Source organism: Mycoplasma sp. 613B, assembly GCF_054343485.1.
The window spans coordinates 1-20,625 of sequence record NZ_JBTGVH010000018.1; the positions used below are offsets into that span (position 1 = coordinate 1).

General features: G+C 22.6%; 15 protein-coding genes. 3 read left to right on the forward strand and 12 right to left on the reverse strand.

Annotation, left to right across the window (positions count from 1 at the left end):
• The first annotated feature begins 120 nt into the window (after window positions 1–120).
• On the forward strand, window positions 121–1,539 hold the full coding sequence (locus ACXX87_RS03075) for a nicotinamide mononucleotide transporter (RefSeq protein ID WP_458573257.1): 1,419 nt from the start codon (window positions 121–123) through the stop codon (window positions 1,537–1,539).
• A 38-nt stretch (window positions 1,540–1,577) separates the two neighbouring features.
• Here ACXX87_RS03075 and ACXX87_RS03080 read toward each other — a convergent pair whose 3' ends face one another.
• From ACXX87_RS03080 to ACXX87_RS03105, 6 genes are all read right to left on the reverse strand, one after another.
• Window positions 1,578–2,489 (reverse strand): type I phosphomannose isomerase catalytic subunit, encoded by a 912-nt coding sequence (locus tag ACXX87_RS03080; protein WP_458573258.1) that lies wholly within the window; start codon window positions 2,487–2,489, stop codon window positions 1,578–1,580.
• 1 nt (window position 2,490) lies between these two features.
• Window positions 2,491–2,802: a hypothetical protein gene (locus ACXX87_RS03085; RefSeq protein ID WP_458559442.1), complete on the reverse strand. Its 312-nt coding sequence runs from the start codon at window positions 2,800–2,802 to the stop codon at window positions 2,491–2,493.
• Window positions 2,795–4,798: a PTS fructose transporter subunit IIABC gene (locus ACXX87_RS03090; RefSeq protein WP_458573259.1), complete on the reverse strand. Its 2,004-nt coding sequence runs from the start codon at window positions 4,796–4,798 to the stop codon at window positions 2,795–2,797. Before ACXX87_RS03090 ends, ACXX87_RS03085 begins: the two co-directional genes overlap by 8 nt.
• Window positions 4,799–4,904: 106 nt before the next feature.
• Entirely contained in the window at window positions 4,905–5,735 is an 831-nt protein-coding gene (locus tag ACXX87_RS03095; protein WP_458573260.1) for a MurR/RpiR family transcriptional regulator, read from the reverse strand.
• Between the two features lie 156 nt (window positions 5,736–5,891).
• The gene (locus ACXX87_RS03100; protein ID WP_458573261.1) at window positions 5,892–6,290 is read right to left on the reverse strand and encodes a hypothetical protein; all 399 of its coding nucleotides are present in this window, start codon (window positions 6,288–6,290) and stop codon (window positions 5,892–5,894) included.
• Window positions 6,283–7,542 (reverse strand): MAG4530 family protein, encoded by a 1,260-nt coding sequence (locus ACXX87_RS03105; RefSeq protein ID WP_458573262.1) that lies wholly within the window; start codon window positions 7,540–7,542, stop codon window positions 6,283–6,285. The genes ACXX87_RS03100 and ACXX87_RS03105 overlap by 8 nt, the downstream gene beginning before the upstream one ends.
• A gap of 355 nt (window positions 7,543–7,897) precedes the next feature.
• Here ACXX87_RS03105 and ACXX87_RS03110 point away from each other — a divergent pair, with 355 nt between their 5' ends.
• Entirely contained in the window at window positions 7,898–9,451 is a 1,554-nt protein-coding gene (locus ACXX87_RS03110) for an RNA-binding domain-containing protein (RefSeq protein ID WP_458573263.1), read from the forward strand.
• 175 nt (window positions 9,452–9,626) lie between these two features.
• Here ACXX87_RS03110 and tuf read toward each other — a convergent pair whose 3' ends face one another.
• The gene (tuf, locus tag ACXX87_RS03115; RefSeq protein WP_436358628.1) at window positions 9,627–10,817 is read right to left on the reverse strand and encodes an elongation factor Tu; all 1,191 of its coding nucleotides are present in this window, start codon (window positions 10,815–10,817) and stop codon (window positions 9,627–9,629) included.
• A 655-nt stretch (window positions 10,818–11,472) separates the two neighbouring features.
• On the opposite strand from tuf, the gene ACXX87_RS03120 reads away from it, so the two are divergent.
• A complete protein-coding gene (locus tag ACXX87_RS03120) occupies window positions 11,473–14,937 on the forward strand; it encodes a hypothetical protein (RefSeq protein WP_458573264.1) in 3,465 nt (1,154 codons plus the stop codon).
• A gap of 69 nt (window positions 14,938–15,006) precedes the next feature.
• Here ACXX87_RS03120 and ACXX87_RS03125 read toward each other — a convergent pair whose 3' ends face one another.
• The 5 genes from ACXX87_RS03125 to ACXX87_RS03145 form a co-directional block, all read right to left on the reverse strand.
• A complete protein-coding gene (locus tag ACXX87_RS03125) occupies window positions 15,007–15,819 on the reverse strand; it encodes a hypothetical protein (RefSeq protein WP_458573265.1) in 813 nt (270 codons plus the stop codon).
• Between the two features lie 111 nt (window positions 15,820–15,930).
• Window positions 15,931–16,731 carry a hypothetical protein gene (locus ACXX87_RS03130; RefSeq protein WP_458573266.1) on the reverse strand — a complete coding sequence of 267 codons (801 nt, stop codon included), beginning with the start codon at window positions 16,729–16,731 and terminating at the stop codon, window positions 15,931–15,933.
• A complete protein-coding gene (locus tag ACXX87_RS03135) occupies window positions 16,718–18,730 on the reverse strand; it encodes a S8 family serine peptidase (RefSeq protein ID WP_458573267.1) in 2,013 nt (670 codons plus the stop codon). The genes ACXX87_RS03130 and ACXX87_RS03135 overlap by 14 nt, the downstream gene beginning before the upstream one ends.
• Window positions 18,731–19,443: 713 nt before the next feature.
• Window positions 19,444–20,256, reverse strand: coding sequence for a hypothetical protein (locus ACXX87_RS03140; protein WP_458573268.1), 813 nt, complete (start codon window positions 20,254–20,256; stop codon window positions 19,444–19,446).
• Window positions 20,243–20,625: hypothetical protein (locus tag ACXX87_RS03145; protein WP_458573269.1), on the reverse strand; the 383-nt coding region annotated here is incomplete at its 5' end. The genes ACXX87_RS03145 and ACXX87_RS03140, both read right to left, overlap by 14 nt.

Sequence of the window (20,625 nt, forward strand, 5' to 3'; positions counted from 1 at the left end):
TAAAATACAAATAGGTTATAAAAACACTGGTGCACTTTATATTTCATTTAAGGAAGCACTTAATTTTTTAAGTGCTTATTTTAACTTCTGAATTTTAAAAATAAAAATAAAGGATATACAATGAAAAAAGAAAAAATTGAATTGATGCTTTTAATTTTTATTTGTTTAATATTAACTTTTCTTTCTTTATTTAATTTGGATGAATCTATTTGAATTTGAGAAAGAAATATAAATATTTGAAGAAAAATAATTAATATATTTGTAGCAATTTCAGGTATATTGGGCGTTATATCAATTGTAATGTTTGCGAAAAAGAAAAGAATTGCATTTATTTTAGCAATCCTTAATGCTGTTTTGTATGCATTTTTCTCATTTAGTAATGGTCTTGTGATTGACGGTTTTATTCAAATTTTATATATATTTATATTAATTTATATTTTTATAAAAGAAATAATAAATAATAAATATTTAAAAAAAATTAGAGAATTAAGACTCTCTTTATATGCTTCAATAGTTTTTGCAATATTTTTTGTTTTATTAGTCGCTATATTTTACTTTTTAAATCCATATACAAATAATTTTATTGGCAAAATGCTAAATATAGATTATTTTGAATTTGCATCTAATTTTAATTATAAAATAACTGCATCACTAATTTTAGCAACATTTAATGCTATTTCAGTTGTTGCATTAACAATGATGGCTTTGGGATTTAGACAAAATTGAATAATTTGATGTTTTAAAAATATTCTTTGTTTCTTTTTCTTCGGTGGGATTGCTTTTTTAAGTTGAACTATATTATTTATTAATTTTGTTTATTTGGTTATTTCAATTTATTTATATTTTGTTACTTCCAAAGAAAAAAGACTAACAATTGCATTCATAGGAATGGGAGCAAGTGGTAAATCCACTATTATCAATAATTTAAGAAATTTTTTAACAGAAAAAAATATTAAAATTATTGATGAAAGATTAAAAGATGAACAAATATTTATAGATTATATGAATGATTTAAAAGCTAAAGGGTATTTTACACAAAAAATATTCTTTAAAGATCGCTTAAAACAAATTAGAGAAATGCAAAACTATTCCAAATCACTAATTGATAGACATATGATTGATGATTTTCTTTTCCCAAAAACATTAATAAAAATGAACTATTTTATGCCAAAACAAAAGGTTTTATGAAATTTCTTTTATAAGGTTAAATACAAATTTCTGTTATCTTTAGAACCTAAGGTTGACATCGCTTTTCTTATTTTAAAAGATTTTGATTTTATTTGAAAAAATAGAACTAATGCAAGTGAAAAACACGAATTAGAAATCGAAAAAAAGAGAAGAAAAATTGAACTTCAAAACAAAAATTTTTTTCAAATGGTAAACACAGAATATTTAAAAGAAAATAAAGAAATTAGTAAGAATTTAAGAAAAAATCTAATGCTTTTTGCTAAAAAACACTATGAATTTATAAATATAGAAATAGAAGATTCTACAGAAAAAATAAAAGAAATTATTCAAAAAGAAGTAGAAAATTACTAAATTTAAAATCAACCACAATTAAGATGGTTGATTTTAATTTATACAAAATTGATAAAAATTTTAATATTTCCACTTATTGAAAAATTTAGAGTTTGTTTGGAAATAATAAAAACATCACCTTGTTTAATTTTTGTGGTTTTATTTAAAAAACCTTCTCCTTCAAAAACTACAACTTCTGTACAATGTTTTGCTTTTGTTGTGTCAATAATTTCTGTAGTATTATTTATTTCTTTTTTAGTTAAGTTAAAATTTTTTGCATTGTAAAACCCTTCTTGATTTAGTTGTTTTTGAATAATAGCTTGCAAATCCAATTTCATAGTTTCAAGAGATTCTTTAATATGAATTTCTCTTTTTTTACCATCTGTATCTATTCTTTCATAGTCATAAAGACGATAAGTTATATCACTAGATTGTTGTAATTCAAAAACCATAGTTTTTTCCGGTATTCCGTGAATTAAACCAGATTCTATAAAAACAAAATCTCCTTTTTTAAGTTCTACTTTATTTAAATATTTTTCAGTTTCTTTACTATTGATAACTTTTTCAAAAACTTTTTTTTCTGTTGTTGTAGAACCTAAAATAAAGGGTTTTCCTGTATTTTCTAATACATATCAACATTCATTTTTACCTAATGAATTAAATTTTTTAGCATATTCATCATCAGGATGCACTTGAATACTCAAAGGATATTTTGCATCTAAAAATTTAGTTAAATTAGGATAAATAAATGTTTTAACTTCATTTTTATCTAAACCAAAAAATAAAGGATTTTCCTTTATAAAATCACTAAATTTTTGGTTTGTTTTGCTCAATATTGATTCACAATCTTTTATCGCTGAAATCAATCATGCTTCACCAATATTTTCTTTTAAATTAAAAATCTTTTTTATCTTGTCATTTGCTCATAAAGTTTTTTTAAAATATGGTTTTAAAAAAATAATCTGTTCCATTTTATCTCAATTTTTTGTTAAATAATGAATTAGCAGTCAAACTACTAAAAATTAATGATAGAAATGAAATTAATAATAAAAATATTCCATATATAAATTTAGTGATGTTAACTGCTTCCAGCAACTTACTAATAGAATTATATTTTTCACTTCCTTCTTTTAGTATTGATAATTGTTTGTTTAACTCAACAAACTTATCGTAATCAGCTGTGCCTAAAACTGTTAATATTATACCAATAATGAGAGAAATTAAGAAAAGTGATATAAATAGATATAAAATTATTTTATCTTTATTTAAGTTTATTTTATTCATTTTTAGCCCCTTTTCTTAAATTGAGTTTATTTTTTAAATTATTTAAAAAAGGTATGTTTATATTTATGTTTGATGATTTTGAATTTTTTCAAAATCCATAAATTAAACAAGTAATTGTTGTTCCTACAATAATTGATAAAAAGAAGAATAAGATTCCTAATCCACTGCCATGGACATTAGAACCAACTGCTCCTAAAATTGCAACAATAGGTCCACCATGAGCTGCTGCATTTGTAACACTTAATAGTCCAGCCATTGCTCCTGCAATTGCTGAACCAATTACATTAGCAGTAATAACTCTTTTTGGATCTGCTACTGCAAAAGGTATTGCCCCTTCACTAATTCCAATAAATCCCATAATTAAAGCAGAAATACCTAATGATCTTTCTTGTTCATTGAATTTTTTTCTAAAAATAATTGTTGCCAATCCCATTCCAAGTGGTGCTACAGGTATAGCAGCAGCAACCATTCCCATTGGTTCAAAAACTTTTTGAGCAACTAAGGCAGTAGAAGTTAAAAAGGCTACTTTATTTATTGGTCCACCCATATCAAATCCTGCCATTCCTCCAAGTAAACCACCAATTAAAAATGCGATTCCTAAATTTAATGCTCCTCCGCTTTTGAATAAGTTTTGTAATGCATTAATAAATTTATCCATTATAAAACCAATAGGAGCTCCTATTATAAAAATAACTAATAATGAATAAAATAAAGTTACAGCAATAGGTATTACAAACATTGGAATTATTGCAGCAATGGATTTTTGAATTTTTAATTGTGTTAATCATTTAACTGTGTAACCAATTAAAATTCCAAAAAGGATTGAACCTAAAAATCCCATTGGAGTTTGAACACTTATGTTACCAATACTGAAGAATAAACTATTCATATTAGCAACAGTTGAGACAACAAATGCTGGCATTATTGCTGCTCTACCAGCGATTGAATAAGCAATATACGCTCCCAAAGCACCTATCATTAAGGTAAATGATACAACTCCTATTTGTAGTATGTACCAAAGAAAATCACCTTTTGGTGCTGCAGAATTATTTCCATAAATACTTTTTCCAATTCCTAAAGATAAAGCAATCATAATCCCACCGAAAATTACAAATGGAATCATATAAGAAATACCAGTAACAATATGTTTTAATAATCCTTTTTTATCTGTATTTTCCTTTATATTTGTTGCTTTTTCAGTGTGTTTATATACTAAAGATTTTTCTGCTTTTTTAATTACTTCTTCAGTGTTGTGAATTGCTTCTTTTGTGGAAGTTGTATATAATTTTTTGTTATTAAAAATAGATAAATCTACTTCTACATCACTTGCTACTATAACAAATTCAGCTTCTTCAATATCTTTTAATGTTAAAGTGTTTTTAGAACCTACTGAACCACGAGTTTCAATTTTAGGAAGATATCCTTTTTCTAATAATTTCTTTTCTAATGTTTCTGCAGATAAATAAGTGTGAGCAATTCCTACAGCACAGGAAGTTATACCTATAACCTTTTTACCATTAAAATCCTTTGCTTTTGTTTCTTCTTTCTTATTTATAAAGTTATTAAATAAAGTTACTATTTCTTCTTTATCTAAGCTGCTTTTAAGTTTTTCAATCATTTGAGAATCTAAAAGCATTGTAGAAACTTTTGCTAATGTTTCTAAATGAATATTATTTTCAGTTTTAGATGGAACTAAAATTGAAAATATGTATTTTACTTTAGAATTATCAAATGTTTTTCATTCTATATTTTCTTTCAACTTTATAAAAAATAAAGCTGGTTTATCAATGTATTCAGACTGAGCGTGGGGTATAGCAAATTCTTGTTCCATACCAGTTGAAACTTGATTTTCTCTATTTATCAATGATTTATAAACTTCATAAGAATCTGAAGTTATTTTTAGTTCACTTGCTTTTTTAGCTATGAAATTAAAAACTTCATCTTGAGTTGTTAAATCTTCCTTGATAAAAATTTTATCTTTTGAAAAAATTTCCATTTTTCCTCCTTATGTCTATAATAAAATTATATTTTTATAAAGAAAACAAAAAGGAAAAAGGAAAAAAATTTACTTTTTATATGTAAAATTAAGAAAAATATTTTTCTTATTTATTTCAACCTTCTAATATTTTTAAATTCTTTAAATAAATTTCATCATAATTATGATTCTTATGTTCTATTAAAAGAAAGAATATCAAATCCGCTATAAATTGTTGATTTATTTTGGAAGAAATGGAGACTAATCTTTTATCTTGTTCTAAGGTATGATAAATAATTACATTTTGATATTTTTCTTTCATGGTTTTGTTTGCTGTTATTAAATAAAACTTAATTTTTTGCTCTTCAAACAAATTTATAATATGTTTAATTTCTTTTGTATCACAAGATTTTGAAAATAAAATATTTGTAACTTGTTCTTTTCTTTCTTGTGCTGATATAAGTAAGAAGGAGTGAAAATCTTTAAAAGGTAAGGCATTCAAACCGATTTTTTGCAAATTAATTCCCAACTCGCCAGCAGAAAGAAAAGAACTTCCTGCTCCAAAAAGATAAGTTTTTTCCGAATTTACAATATCATGAACTAAATTATTAATTTCTTTTAAGTCAACTAAATGAGCAGTTTGAAAAATTGATTCTTTATAGTAATTAAATAATTTATTTAATATTTCTATATTTTTTTCTTTTTTAATACCATTTAGTGTTTCACTAGAATTCAAATAATTGTGAAATACATAGAATTGCATATCCTTTAATGAGTTAAAACCTAATTTTTTTACAACTTTTGAAATCACTGAAGTGGAGATAAAAGTTTTTAATGCTATTTGTTTAATGGAAAAACTATAAAATTCTTTAGGATTATCTAAAGCAAAATTTATTAAATTCATTTCTGTTGAAGTTAGTTTTTCCAATTCTTTAGAAGTAAAAAGTTTAATATTCATATTTTCTAGTCCTTTTAAAAATTATACATTCAAAAAAATAATAATAAGTTATGAAAAAAGCAAAAACCTAATTTTTGTTAGGAATTTACTTTTAATTTTAATTCTTTTATTATTGATAATATGAATTTATTTTCATTAACTTTACTTTTTAAACTTTTATTTTTTATATAAAATATTTAATTTTTTGTATTTTTCTAAGTATTTTAGTTTAATTTCTACTTTTTTAAGAATAAAGTAAAAACTAAAATTATGTAAAAATAAAAGGAATTTATTTTGAGTTAATTTTTCAATTTGCTTATAATCTCTTTTTAAATATAACAATAGAAAAACTGGTTTAATAAATGTTAGTAAACTTAATAGAAAAAGCGGAATTATAATAATCAATATTAATGGAGCATCTTTTGTTTTTGGATCTTGAATCAAAATAAAAGAAAGAAGTAAAACCATACTTAAAAAATAGATAATTAAAAGTGTTCTAATAAAGAAACTTATTATTACTGATTTAGTACTTTTCAAAGATTTGATATAAACACTTAATAATTCAAACTTATTCATTTTGTTCTCCTAGTATTTTTTCATATTTTTTAGCTATTAATCTCATATACAATTCTCTTCTATCCATAGAATTTTTAGGGTTTTTAAAAGAGAAATTTTTTAGCAAAAGAAAATTTTTATTAATTTGATTTTCTTCTAAAAATTCTTCTTTTTCTTTTTCGTTTTTAAAGAAAAATATAGGATTTTCAAATGAAAATGTAGTATTATGAATAACATAATTTTTCACAATATAATCATATTCATTATCAAAAGATTTTCTAAGAGTTTTCACTTCAAAATTTGTTTCTAAATTTTCTAATAATGAATATAAACTTATTTTTTTAAAGTTTATTTCAAAAAATATTTTTTCTTCTTTTAAAGCACTAATCTTTCCAATTTTTAAATCAATATTATATTTTAACATTTGATCAAAATTTGAAATTAGCGAAAACTGAGATGAATGTAAAATAACATCTTTATAAACTTCTTTGAAAGAATTGAAAGAAAATTCCCAATTCTCTAAACTCAAATGTTTTAAATCCAAAAGAAAATTACCTATTTTAGTTTCATCTTTATTTTCTAAATTGAGTTGTTTATATAGTTGAATAAGTTTAGAAGCAAATTGAAACTCTTTATTAGGAATTGTAAAATTATATTTTTTAACTAAATATTCTTCTGGAATAAATCTAAATAACAAACTATCAATTTTTATGTCTTTATATTTTCCTTTTGCAACTAATTTGGTATTAACTAAATTATCATTATTATTTAAGTTTAAACTACTTAAATTAAAAAGTTCACTGCTTTGAGAACAAAAGTCCAAATCATTTATTTTTCTATTAAATTCAAAAGTTAAATAAGAAGCAAAACTACCTAAAAATAAGAGATTTTGATTGGTTTTATTGATTTCTTTTGCAACTTTAAATATATTTTTAGTTTCTTTATTCATTTTAAATTCAGAAAATAATTTAAAATTAAATTTTAGAAACATGATAATACTAAGTATTTTTCTTGATGTTATAAATTTATTTTTTTGATAGTAAACAATAAATAAAATATGAAAAATAACAATAATAGTTAGGTAAATTCAAATAAAAAAAACAATTCAGAAAAAAAGATAAGCATATCAATCATAATTGGTGTTAATAAAATAAAATGAACCGACAAAACATATGATAAAGTTTATAACAAAAATGATATCTCAAAATAACGATCAAAAAGACGTTAACTTAAAATAGTTTATTTTAAGTGCTATATTAAAATTAAGTTTCATTTTAGATATCTCCTTTATTTTATTTAAAATCTTGCAAAAAATCCTAAACTTAATTAGGATTTTGTTTTTAGTTTATTATTTAAATAAATAGATAAATTTATTTTGAAGTCCTAAAAAAGTAAAAATGAAAATACTGGTTAATTTTAATAATTAACTTCTTGATATTATAAATAATAATATTTTTAGTTATTTTCATTTTTCCTCCCGCAACCATAATTGCATTATAATACTTTTTTCCAAAATTTTCAAAATAAAACCAAAATATTTTAAAATCAAATATTAATTTCAAATATAAAATTGTAAAATGATATAATAAAATTAAATATATTATAATTTATAAAAGATAGGGGATAGTGTGAAAATTTCAGACATCAAAAAAATTGCTCATAGGATCATTGAAAACCAAAATATAGAGAATAGCTTTATAGAATATAAAAAATCTTTAGATTTTAAAGATAAAATTCTAAAAACAGCTTGTGCTTTTGCTAATAACTATATGAATGATGAAATTGGTCTATTATTCATTGGAATTGAAGAAGTAAATGATAAAATTACTGGTGATAAAGCGTTTCCAAAACGCCCAATAACAGGTATAAAAGAATCTAAAATAGAAAGTATGGAAAATAAAATAAAGTCTTTACTTGTTAATATTTACCCTAAAATAAATTATAATCTCCTAACTGATCAAATAGACGATAAGCATTATTTAATTATTGCTATAAAAGACAATAATAATGGACCTTTTCAAACAACAGAAAAGGCAGAAAAAGAAATCGGATTAAAACCTGGGCGATATATAAGAATAGGAAGAGATACAAGATTACCTAAACCCCTTGAAGAATTTGAACTTTTAAGAAAATTTGCCAATTATTCTTTTAGTTCTAACTTAAATCATATTGCCACAATTGATGATTTAAATTATGAATATATGAAAGAATATTTAATATTAACAAATGCTAAAAAAGATATTATAGAAATGTCTAAAATAGATATGGCAAGAAGTATGGGACTAATAAGCGACAATAAATTTGAAAATTATAGAGCAAAAAATTTTGCTGTTCTAATGTTTGCAGAAAATCCAAGCAAATTTATCCCTAATGCATTTGTTAAAGTAATTAGGGAAGTAGATGGTACTGATAAGATGGAAGAAAAAATATTTGATGGACCAATCTGACTTCAAGTAAAACAGGTTAATAAGTATTTTGAAAATAATATAATGACATACTACACAATAAGAGAAGATGACAAAATAGAACATAAAATTATTTATAATTATCCACTTGCAACTTTTAAAGAACTAGCAACAAATGCAATTTTACACAAAGAATACGAAAATAATGAATTTGTTGGGATTTATATTTATAAAGATAGAATTTCTTTCATAAACCACAACAAACCATTACCTCCAGTAACAATAGAATCTCTAAATAACGAAACTAGTTTTGATCAAAGAAAATATATAAACAATGAAATAAAAAATATGTTTTTTGCATTGAAACTAATAGAATCTTATGGTTCAGGGATAAGAAGAGCAAAATCTGCTCTTTTACAAAATAATTCACCCAAATTATTATTTAGTTCAGGAGATGAAAAAAGTAATTTTACTAATGCAATTATTAAAATAAATGAAGAATTTTATAAAAATTTTGATAATAATTTTTCTAAAAAAACTACCACCAAAACTACCACCAAAACTACCACCAAAACTACCACCAAAACTACTCTTAAATATGATCAAATTATCAATTTATTGGAGAAGAATCCATTAATAAATACTAAAGAAATATCTGACAAATTAAACATCACAATAGACGGGGTTCGTTATCATTTGAGAAAAATGAAAAAGGAAGGTTTGGTACGCTATGAAGGTTCTTCTAAACTGGGAAAATGAGTAATTAAAAGGAAATAAAATAATATAATGTGAGATTGTAAGAATAATTTGCTAATATAAGATATTTTGTGCAAATTTCTCTTGCTTACTTTTTTAAAAAGTTGTTAATTTCCTTATTTATTTAATAAAAAAAGCTAACATCTTGAATGTTAACTTTTTTCTTTTGCTTTTAAGCATATAAATATTGTAGAAATTATTTAATAATTTCTGTTACTGAACCAGCACCAACTGTTCTTCCACCTTCACGGATTGAGAATTTTGTACCTTGTTCAACAGCAATAGGAGCGATTAATTCAACTGTTAAGTCTACATTATCTCCTGGCATAACCATTTCTCTTCCTGCTTCAAATTTAATTCCGCCAGTAACGTCTGTTGTTCTGAAGTAGAATTGTGGTTTATAGTTTTGGAAGAATGGTGTATGACGTCCACCTTCTTCTTTTTTAAGAGCATAAATAGCTGCTTTAAACACTGTGTGTGGAACTATTGTTTTTGGTTTAGCAATAACTTGTCCTCTTTCGATTTCTGTTCTATCTACTCCACGTAGTAAAACCCCAGCATTATCTCCAGCCATAGCTGAATCAAGGTTTTTTCTAAACATTTCAATTCCAGTAACAACTGTTTTTTTAGGTTGTTCTTTGTAACCAACAATTTCAACTTCTTCGTTAATTTTAACTTGTCCTCTTTCAACTTTTCCTGTAGCAACTGTTCCACGTCCTGTAATTGTGAAAACATCTTCAACCGCCATTAAGAATGGTTTATCCATTTCTCTAACTGGAGCATCGATGTATGTATCAACTGCATTCATAAGTTCAAAGATTTTTTCTTCTCATTCTGGTTTTCCTTCTAAAGCACCTTTAGCTGATCCTCTAATAATAGGAGTGTTTTCTCCATCAAATTCGTATGAAGATAATAAGTCTCTAATTTCAAATTCAACTAGGTCAACCATTTCTTCTTCACCAACTAACATATCTACTTTGTTTAAGAAAACAACGATTTTTGGAACTCCAACTTGTTTTGATAATAAGATGTGTTCTCTTGTTTGAGGCATTGGTCCATCTGTAGCAGCAACTACTAAGATAGCACCATCCATTTGAGCTGCACCTGTAATCATGTTTTTAACATAGTCAGCGTGACCTGGACAGTCAACGTGTGCATAGTGTCTTTTTTCTGTTTCGTATTCAATGTGAGCTGTGTTAATTGTAATTCCACGTTCTCTTTCTTCTGGAGCAGCATCGATTGATGCATAGTCTTTAGCTTCTGCTAATCCTTTTTTTGATAAAACTGTAGCAATAGCTGCTGTTAAAGTAGTTTTACCGTGGTCAACGTGTCCAATTGTACCAATATTAACGTGTTCTTTTGAACGATCAAAATTTAATTTTGCCATTATATTTCCTTTCATTTATATTAATTTATTTTATTTTAAACGCGTTTAAAACCAACCAAAGAATAGTCTTTCATCTATTTCCTATCCAATCGCGTTTAATTTTTAGTATTTACTTATTATATAAAATACATTAATATTTTACCAAAAAAAAGCAAAAATAAAAATTATTCATACTATAAAAAATAAAAAGAAAGCACCCAGATGGGTGCCTGAATATAGTATTAATTAATTTATCTGAATTTTTAATATATATGACTATTTAACTAAATTTATGATTGAAAACAAATATAATTTATGAATTACAAGAATTTAATTAAAAATTTAAATATATAGTGTGTATATTAAGTGTAAATTATGTGTGAAGTAAAAGGAGTTAACAAAACTATATTAAAATAAAATTAAAAATTAAGAAAATAAATTAAATAAAACAAATCTAAAAGTAATTATAATATTTCGCATAGATAGTTCTCTATGCGTTATTATTCTACCATAAAAACTCTTTTTTTTTTTTTTTTGCAAAAATTTTTATTTTTTTAAAAATATTAATGATTTATTTTAAATTGAAGTAACTTAATATAAAAGAATAAAATCCTTATTATTTCTGTATTTCATATTATAATTTAATAATATTTATATTTGAAAGTAAAGAGGGAATATGAAAAAAAGAAAATTATTATTTATTGGTTCGTCAGTAACAACTTTACCTACTTTTTTTGTAATTTCTTGTGTTGATAAAAACCAAGTTTCTCAAAAAACACCAGAAAACAAAAAGGAATACAAACTAGAAAATAGCAAATTCTTATTTAAAAACAATCAATCTTTTATTGAATTAACTTTTAATCAAGAATTGACTGGAGCAAACACAGCTTCTATTGGTTTGTTAAATAAAAATACCGAAGTTAAATCTTTTATTGAAGAAAATATTAAAAATAATTTAACAAATAAAATTGTTTTTAATCTATCGAAGGCAAATATTGAAAAAGAACAAGATTTTCTTGTTGAATCAATTTTAATCGATGGCACAAAAGTTAATTTAAATAAACAAATTGATTTTTTAAGTGATGAAAAAGTAATTACTGATTTTAATCAAGAATTTAATTCACAAAAAAATAATTTAGTATTTCAAACTTTTAATTTTTATTATTCTGATGATAAAAATATAACAAAAATAAAAGAAAATGATAATGAATCTCTACTAAACAAGCAAAATGAAAATTACAAAAAATATTTAAAAACAAAAGAAAATGACGACACAATTACTTCTGCTTCTAAAAAAGATTTAGAAATAAATTCCAATGATTTATTATTTGATGAAAGAGAAGTTGAAGTAACTGAAAAATATATTGCATTAAAATTCAACCAAACAAACATTTATGAATTTAATCAAGGTAAGATTTTAGTTAAAAATCTAAATCCTTTAAAACCTTGATCAAAAGTTATTAATCTAGATTATGATATTGTTGCTCAAGAAGTTAGATTTTTAAGAAGTGAAATACCTGCAAATTTAAATAATCTAGTTTTCACAGCTATCTCTATAAATAATAAAGGTAAAGAATTTGCTTTCACTAGTAAAGTTCAATTTGATCTTGATAATTTTAAAGATAAATTAACATTAAAAGATTTTAATGTTTTTAAAGATGAAGAAAATAAAAAGGTTTTTGGTTCAATTTCTTTTGATTTTTCAAAAGAAGATATTGAAAAATATAAAGATAAGTGATTTGTTATAAGTTTCCATGCTTTAAGAAACGAAATAAAAGAAGTTCCTTGACTTCCTTTTGATATTAGACCAGAAATTGTTGTACCATTTTCTAAATTATGAAAATTTAGTTTAGATAAATTAGATGAAAACAAAAGATATGAAATAACAAATATTACAGTTAATGAACCATATTCATTAAAGGAATATAATTCTATAAACTCAATAAAAGATCAAATAAATAAAGAATTTGCTTTTAATTTTAATAATTATAATTGGCAAGATTTAGGTTTAAAATACAATCATAATGAAACTTTAAATGTTAATAATGATAACTTAATTACCAAAAGAAAAGATTTAATAAAAGATGAAATAGTTAGTTTATGATTGGATCAAAATTCCAAATCTTCTATTCCTTATTCAATTCAAAACTTCATTTCTTACCAAGAATATTTAAAACAATATCAAATTTATAAAGGTTGACTTTCTGATCAAAATTTACCAAATAAAAAGGATTTTTCCTTTATAAACGACAAAAATGAAGTTATGTATGCAAATTCAATTAGTGGTAGAGAAATTATTAATAAAACTCTTTTTAACTTCAATTCAAACAGAACTCAAGCAAGCATCACAAAAGAGTTAAATAGATATAAAAACTTAGATAAAATTCAAGATGAAAATATAATTTTAGAATTTTCTTTTGTTTTAAACACTAAAATACCATATAGAGTAAATGATCAAAAAATAGATGGATGAAAAACTGGTGCAAAAATAAATGTTTTTGTTCCACTAAAAGAACTAAAAGATAAAAAACATTTAAATTATTTACCTTTTAATTTTGATTTTAATTTTGATGACAAAAAAACAAATGAAAAACGTTATTTTGAATTAAAAGAAAAATTTAATTTTAATGCTTCTTATAACTTGGAAGACAATACTGTAACATTTAATGTAAATTCAAAAAATGGAAATATTAAATTGTACGATGACACTACTTCACATAATTTTTCACAAGTTGATTCAGCATTTATTTCTAATAGTATCTTTTATGTTCATTGACAGTCAAAACAAAATCAAGATAATTCAATAACTTTTGAAGAAACGCCTTACAAAAAAGAAACTTTAATAACAGGCGATACTGAAATAATTAATAAACCACAAGACATTTATTCATTTAAAACAGAAATCGATGATAAAAACAACAATGCTAAAAGGTTATTTAAAGATGATTCATCAGAAGCACTAAAAGAAACTCGTTCAAGATCCTTTGCTTTATCTAGAAGGGGTGGAACTTATAATTTAATTGGAAAAGTTAAACCAAATGATCCAAATGATCATAGATATTATATTTCAACAGCATGACACGTTTGAAATTGAGATGGTGGTTGAAGAAAAGATCCTTTCAAAACAGGTTCTTGATGATCTCAACAAGAAATTAATCACAGAGATCCTAAAACAAATATTTTAACTAAATGATTTCACAATCCTGTCTTTAAAGTTCCTGTTTTAACTGATAAAAATGAAACAGATAAAAAACAGCCAATTTTAGAAGATGAACATAAATATTATGGATATTTTGAACATATTTTTAAAATTGAAGAATATATGAATTTTAATGATGAATCTTCATTTCCAACATTTGCTTCTTTTAGAAATAATCTTGGTAAAAAAGTTGCTAATGACAATGTAGATAAAGTAAACAATAGTGATTATTGATATTCTAAAGCAGATTTATTTATAGGAATTATGGATATTAGTTATTTTGAAAATAACTATAAACTTGAAAATTTAGATCAAAATACTCAATTGAGTGACTATCAAAAAGAAGTTGTTAAATTCTTTTTAAATTGAAAAAATCTCAAAACTCTTGAAATTTCCAATACTTCTAATTTTATTAGCAATATTTATAATTTAAATTATACTCTTGCATCCTTCCCTTATTACGAAAGAACACAAACAAACGATGATCCAGCTTCTCCAGACAAAAGATCTATTAGATATAGAGAATATTTACTTGGAAATTCTCCACACACTAACTTTGGTAGTTCAGTTATAACATTTCCAGTTAATAACAAAAATGAAACTTACTATTTTAAAAACAGTACTTATCTTTTTGATAGAAATAATATAGATTTATCATCAGGTTCATCGGGAACTTTTGCATATGATGCAGATGGAAAATTAGTTTCTATATTTGAAACAATTTCATTAAATAAAAATACAGATGGAAGTTTTAATAAATTTGGTTCATATATAATAGATAATCAAAAATATACTTATTATGGTAGCGGAAATCATCCAACTAATCCTTCTTCTTTTTATGAAAGAACAAGATTAATGTCATATTTATATCCAGATAAATATGAATCAACTGATTTTAGTAAAAAACCAGATATATACTATGAATTAAATCCCAAAAACTAAAAACAAAATTAACACCTAATAGTGTTAATTTTTCTTTGTTTTAGGCATCTTTAATTTAGAAGTCTTTAATTACTTTTCTCTTTTAACTTCTCTTATTTTTTGCTTAAATATAGAATTATAATGTGGTATTTCAAAATTAAGTTTTTCTTCATTAATTGAATTATCTGAATTATATGTGGCTGTTGAATAATAAATTTTTAAATTCTTAAAAATTACATCTTTTTTATCAAAAATAAAGAACTTCATTATTTCATTTTTTTCTTTTTCTTCAATGGAAATATTATTTTTTAAAATTAAAGATCTTATTTTAGTATCTTTTTCTTTTGAATTAATACTTTTATCTTCGACTCAGCCCGTAGGTTCTGGACTTCTTAAATTTTCAAGATATCTTTTGTTTAGCAATCTATAAAATTCAAAATTTACATTATTATGATAAACTAGTTCATAATTTTTTTCATTGTTTTTTGCAAACTGTGGAGTTGTAATATAAACTATAAATTTATCATCAAATAATTTTTTTGGAAATTGATTTTGTAAAGAATTAACCAATTCATTAACATTTGTTTCTGAATTAATATTAGAATACTTTTCATTATTTTTTAGTTCATATTTAAGCAGATGTAAAAAATCATCAAATTCTTCCAAAGAAGAAAAATAATTATTTTGTAATTCATAATTATCAAATACAATATTTGAATAAAATACAGGTTTTTCTTTTATTTTGGTTTCATCATATTTTCATTCAAATTTTTCTTCTTTAATTTCCATTTTTTTATCTATATTTACTTTTTGTTCTTTTTGTATTTGATTACAAGAAATAAAAGAAGTTGTTGAAATTGTGGTTAGCAAAACTATTTTAACTACTTTTTTAATTAATGACATAATAACTCCATATGCATAACTTTAATTATATTACTAAATTATAACATTTATTCATTTTATTTTATTAAATTAGCTAATTTTATTTATAAATATTCAAAAAATAGTAAAAAATTATTTTTTATTTAGTTTTTCAACTTTATCTCAATAAATATGATTAATATTGGTTTCTTGAAAATGGTGTAATTTATCATTAATGGAATCATCTTCATTATAAGTTTTATAATCATAATAAATTTTTAAATTATTGAATAAAACGTCTTTTTTATCAAAAATAAAAAATTTCATAATTTTGTTTTTAGATTTTTCTTCATTACTGATATTTTCACTAAGAATGAGTTGATCTATCTTTTTTTCTTGTTCATTTTCTGATGAATATATCGTTGGTGCATTTTCTGGTTGTTGATAATAGTCTTTTTCTATTAATCTATAAAACTCAATGTTGATATTATCATGATAAACTAATTCATAGTCTTTTTCCTTATCGACAATAAATTCTGGTGTTGTAATAAAAACAACAAATTTATCATAAAAAAGACTTTTAGGAAATTTTTCTTGAAAACTTTTTGTTATTTTTCTAAGATGTTCTTCTGTATTTATATTTGAATATTTTTCATTAGTTTTTATCTCGTTAACTAGAAGTTTTATAAAACCTTCCATTTCAAAAGTGTTAGTAAAAAAGTTATTTTGAAGTTCATTATCACTCAAAATGACATTAGAATAAAATACAGGTTTTTCCTTTATTTTGGTTTCATCATATTTTCATTCAAATTTTTCTTCTTTAATTTCCATTTTTTTAGTGTTTTCTCCTTGATTATTTTTTCAAATTCCTATTGTTTGATTGCAAGACACCATAGAAAATACATAAAATGCAGAAATTATAGGAATTACTATAATTTTTTTAATTAATGACATAAGATAACATTCCTTTTACTATTTCCTTCATAGGTGACTGATCAGGAATATAAACTTTTATTCTATATTCTCCATCACTTAACACTTTAAAGTTTATAAATTCAATGTTAGTATATATATTTCTTGAAGATGCAACCACTTCCCATTTATTAGTTTTTTTATTAAAGAATTCTAAATCTATATCTACGTCTTTTGGAATAAATCAAGGATTTGAATTTTTTAATTTTTCGTAATCTGAAGAATTTCAATAATTTTTATATTTTTTCAATATTGAAAATTTATTTATTAAATTATTATTTGTTTGAAGATTATATTCTTCTTTTTTCTTTAGATATAAAGAATATTTTTCATCAAATTCTTTTTTCATATTTTCTCATTCTTTAAATTTTTTTAAATATTCTAGTTCATCAATAATTAAAAAAGGATTAAAAAGTTTTAGAAAAAAATTAACTTCTTCTTTTTTAGGCGGTGTGTAATAATCACTTGGTCTAAGGGGTTGAATAGGTTCTTTTATTTTTTCTTCTTCATAACCTGCATTAAATAATCAAGCAATAGAAATTGAAACATTGTCATCTTTTTTTAAATTTATGTTAAATATTTTTTCCTTAAAAAATTCAGCAAGTGAAAATGAGTATAAATTTTTAGTTGCTCTTTTGATTTTTTGGTAGTCGATTAATCCTATTCCGTATTTTTTATTAAAATTATGAACAAATGATTTTTCATATTTATTTTTTGAATTTCAATAAGAACCACTACCTAAAATAGAAAGTATCGATTCGGGTTTATTTATTAAATCAGAATTATTATTCATTATTATATTTGCCAATACTCCAGTAACTAACGGAGAAGAAAAAGATGTCCCACTTGAAAATGAATTTTCTGACTTGAATTTATAATTTTCTCCCGGAGCGACAACTAAAGGTTTATTGAATATAATATCACTAGCATGACCTCATGAAGAAAAAGTAGATACTGAATCTCCTTCTATGTTTGTAGATCCAACTATTACTGAATTTTGTGATAATTTTGTTCCATCTACAAAATGAAAATCCTTATTTTCTCCATCATTTCCAGAAGAAAAAACATTAATAATTCCATATTTTTTAGTTATAAAATCTAAATAATAAGAATAGTCATTGTAATATTGATTCTTTAAAAAATCATTAACATCTTTATAAATGTTTTGACCATTTTTATAAAAAATTCTACCATAACTATGATTAATAATTTTTACACCATTATCAATCATTCATTCCATTCTTTTTATTCATTTGCTGAATTCGTTTTCGTTCTCATCACCTTTAAAATTTGCTGCATAAATAATTGAATTTGGATTTAAACCATATTTTTTATCAGCTATTATTCTTGCTACTGAATCTGCGTGTGAATATTCTGTTCCTTTATCATCTTTATCAAAATATACTATATTTTTAAAATGTTTATAATAAGGTGTACTATCCACTTCCATTACACCAATTTTTATAGGTTGCTTATCAGTTTCATCTCCGTTTGACTTTTCAAAATGAATAGTTTCTTTTTGTTTAATCAAAAAATCTTCTGTTGAATTGTTTTCATTTTTTGATGCATTATCATATGAAGAAGTCAATCCTTCTTCAACTATTAATTTATTTTTTAAATTGAAAAATTTTAATTTTATCACTTTTGGGTTTGATATTATAAATATAATATCTGACAAAGAATTTTTATTCAATTCAAGTTTAAAAAAAACTAAATTGAAGTATTTTCTAAAATTTATTTCACTAATTTTTTTTGTTTTCAAAAGGAGATCCTTAATTTCTTCTTTTGAATTTTCTTCGAAAGTAATAGATAAATTAAATGAATTTATTTCCTTTTCTTTTGCAAAATCATTTAAATCTATTTTATCAAAATTTTCTAATAAAACTCTATAGTTTATATTTTGATTTTCCTGATTTTGTGCAACTAGTACAGTTGGAATATTTAGCATACCAACTACATCGTTCAATAATTTTAATGACATAAAACCTCCATTTTATATATCTAAATTATATCATTTATTCATATTGTATCAATATATTACAAAATTTTATTTATAAAAATTTAAATATTTTGTTAAAATGTCTTGACTTTTTTACCTTTTTTAATAATTTATTTTTAAGCTGTCATCTCTCCTTAAAAAACAAAATTAATAAAGCAAATAAAAAAACTTAATCTAATGTTAAGTTTTTTGTGCCTCTTTAATTAGTGGTGTTTCTTTATTTTTTAAAACTGTTTTTTTATAAATTCTCTAAATTCTTTATAAGTTAAGAATTTGCTTTTTACTTCTAAATTATTTAATTTATCAATTGAAAATAATGATTTAGAAATTTTAAAAGAAGTATAACTGAAAGTAGGTCAAAAATACTCAGTAGTTTTAAAAATAGGTTCTTCTTTATTTTTGCTCTTTAAATATGAATAATGTTCTAAATCTGCGGAATTAAAAATTAATTCATTTTTTATTTTTTGTGCTATTGAATAATAAGGAATCCCAATTTCAAAATTATTTATCTTATTAAAATCTAAATCTGAACTTTTATATAAATTTTGAAAAGTAGCAAATAAATCTCTACTTTTAGCAAAATTATTATATATACATATATTATACTATTTACTTATATTTTAAATTGAGATTATTTTAATAATATAAAAAATACTGTTTATAAATATTCAAAAAATAATTCACAATTTTCTTTATTATTTTTTAAAATTATCTTCTCTTAATTCAAGTTCATCTCTAAATATTGAATTGTAATGTGGCAATTGAAATGCATGGGCGTCACTATCAACATAATTAGTTTTAGCATCAAAAGTTTCATTTAAATAAGTAATTTTTAAGTTGTTAAAAATAAAATCTTTTTTATCAAAAACAAAAAATTTCATAATCTTATTTTTTGATTTTTCTTCATTTGAAATACTATTTTTTAATATCAATGATGAAACTTTATTTTCTTCCTGTTCAATTTCTTCATTATTGTTATCATTACTTCTATTAATTCTCCAACTATCATAATATTCTTTTTCTAGCAATCTATAAAATTCAATATTTACATTATCATGATAAACTAATTCATAATCTTTTTCTTTATCTTCAACAAATTTGGGAGAAGTTATATAAACAACAAATTTATCTTTAAATAAATCTTTTGTAAAAGTTTCTTTTAATGTTTTAATTAATTTATCAATATTTTCTTTCGAATTAATTTTGGAATAATTTGGTTTTGTTTCAAATTCATTTCTCAGTAAATTTAAAAAAGAATAAAATTCTGTATATGTAAAATAATTATTTTGTAATTCATTCTTTTCAAAAACAATATTTGAATAAAATGCAGGTTTTTCCTTTATTTTTGTTTCATCGTATTTTCATTCAAATTTTACTTTCATAATTTTTCCTTCTTTTTTATATATTTCTTTTTTTTCTTCTTTATTTGCTTGATTACAGGAAATAAAAGAAGTTGCTGAAATTGTTGTTAGTAAACCTAGTTTTAATATTTTTTTAACTAATGACATATGAAATAGCTCCTCTTATTTCTCCGTTTAAGTTATCATTTCTTTTTAAAGATACTTTTATTCTATAGTTACCTTCTTTTTTTACTTTATATCTTATTAGTTCCACATTGCTATAATTTGATGTAGAAGAAGAAATTGTTTCTCATTTATGAGTATTTTGATTAAAAAATTCTAAATATAAATCTATATCTCGAGGTATAAATCATAAACCATCATTTGATTTTTCTTTTTTTTCATAATTAAAAGAAATTCAAAAATTTTTATATTTATTAAGAGTTAAATATTCATTAATTAAAGGATTGTTAACTTTAGAATCATATATTTCTTTTTCTTTTGTAAAATTATTTAAATCAATTTTATGAAAATTAT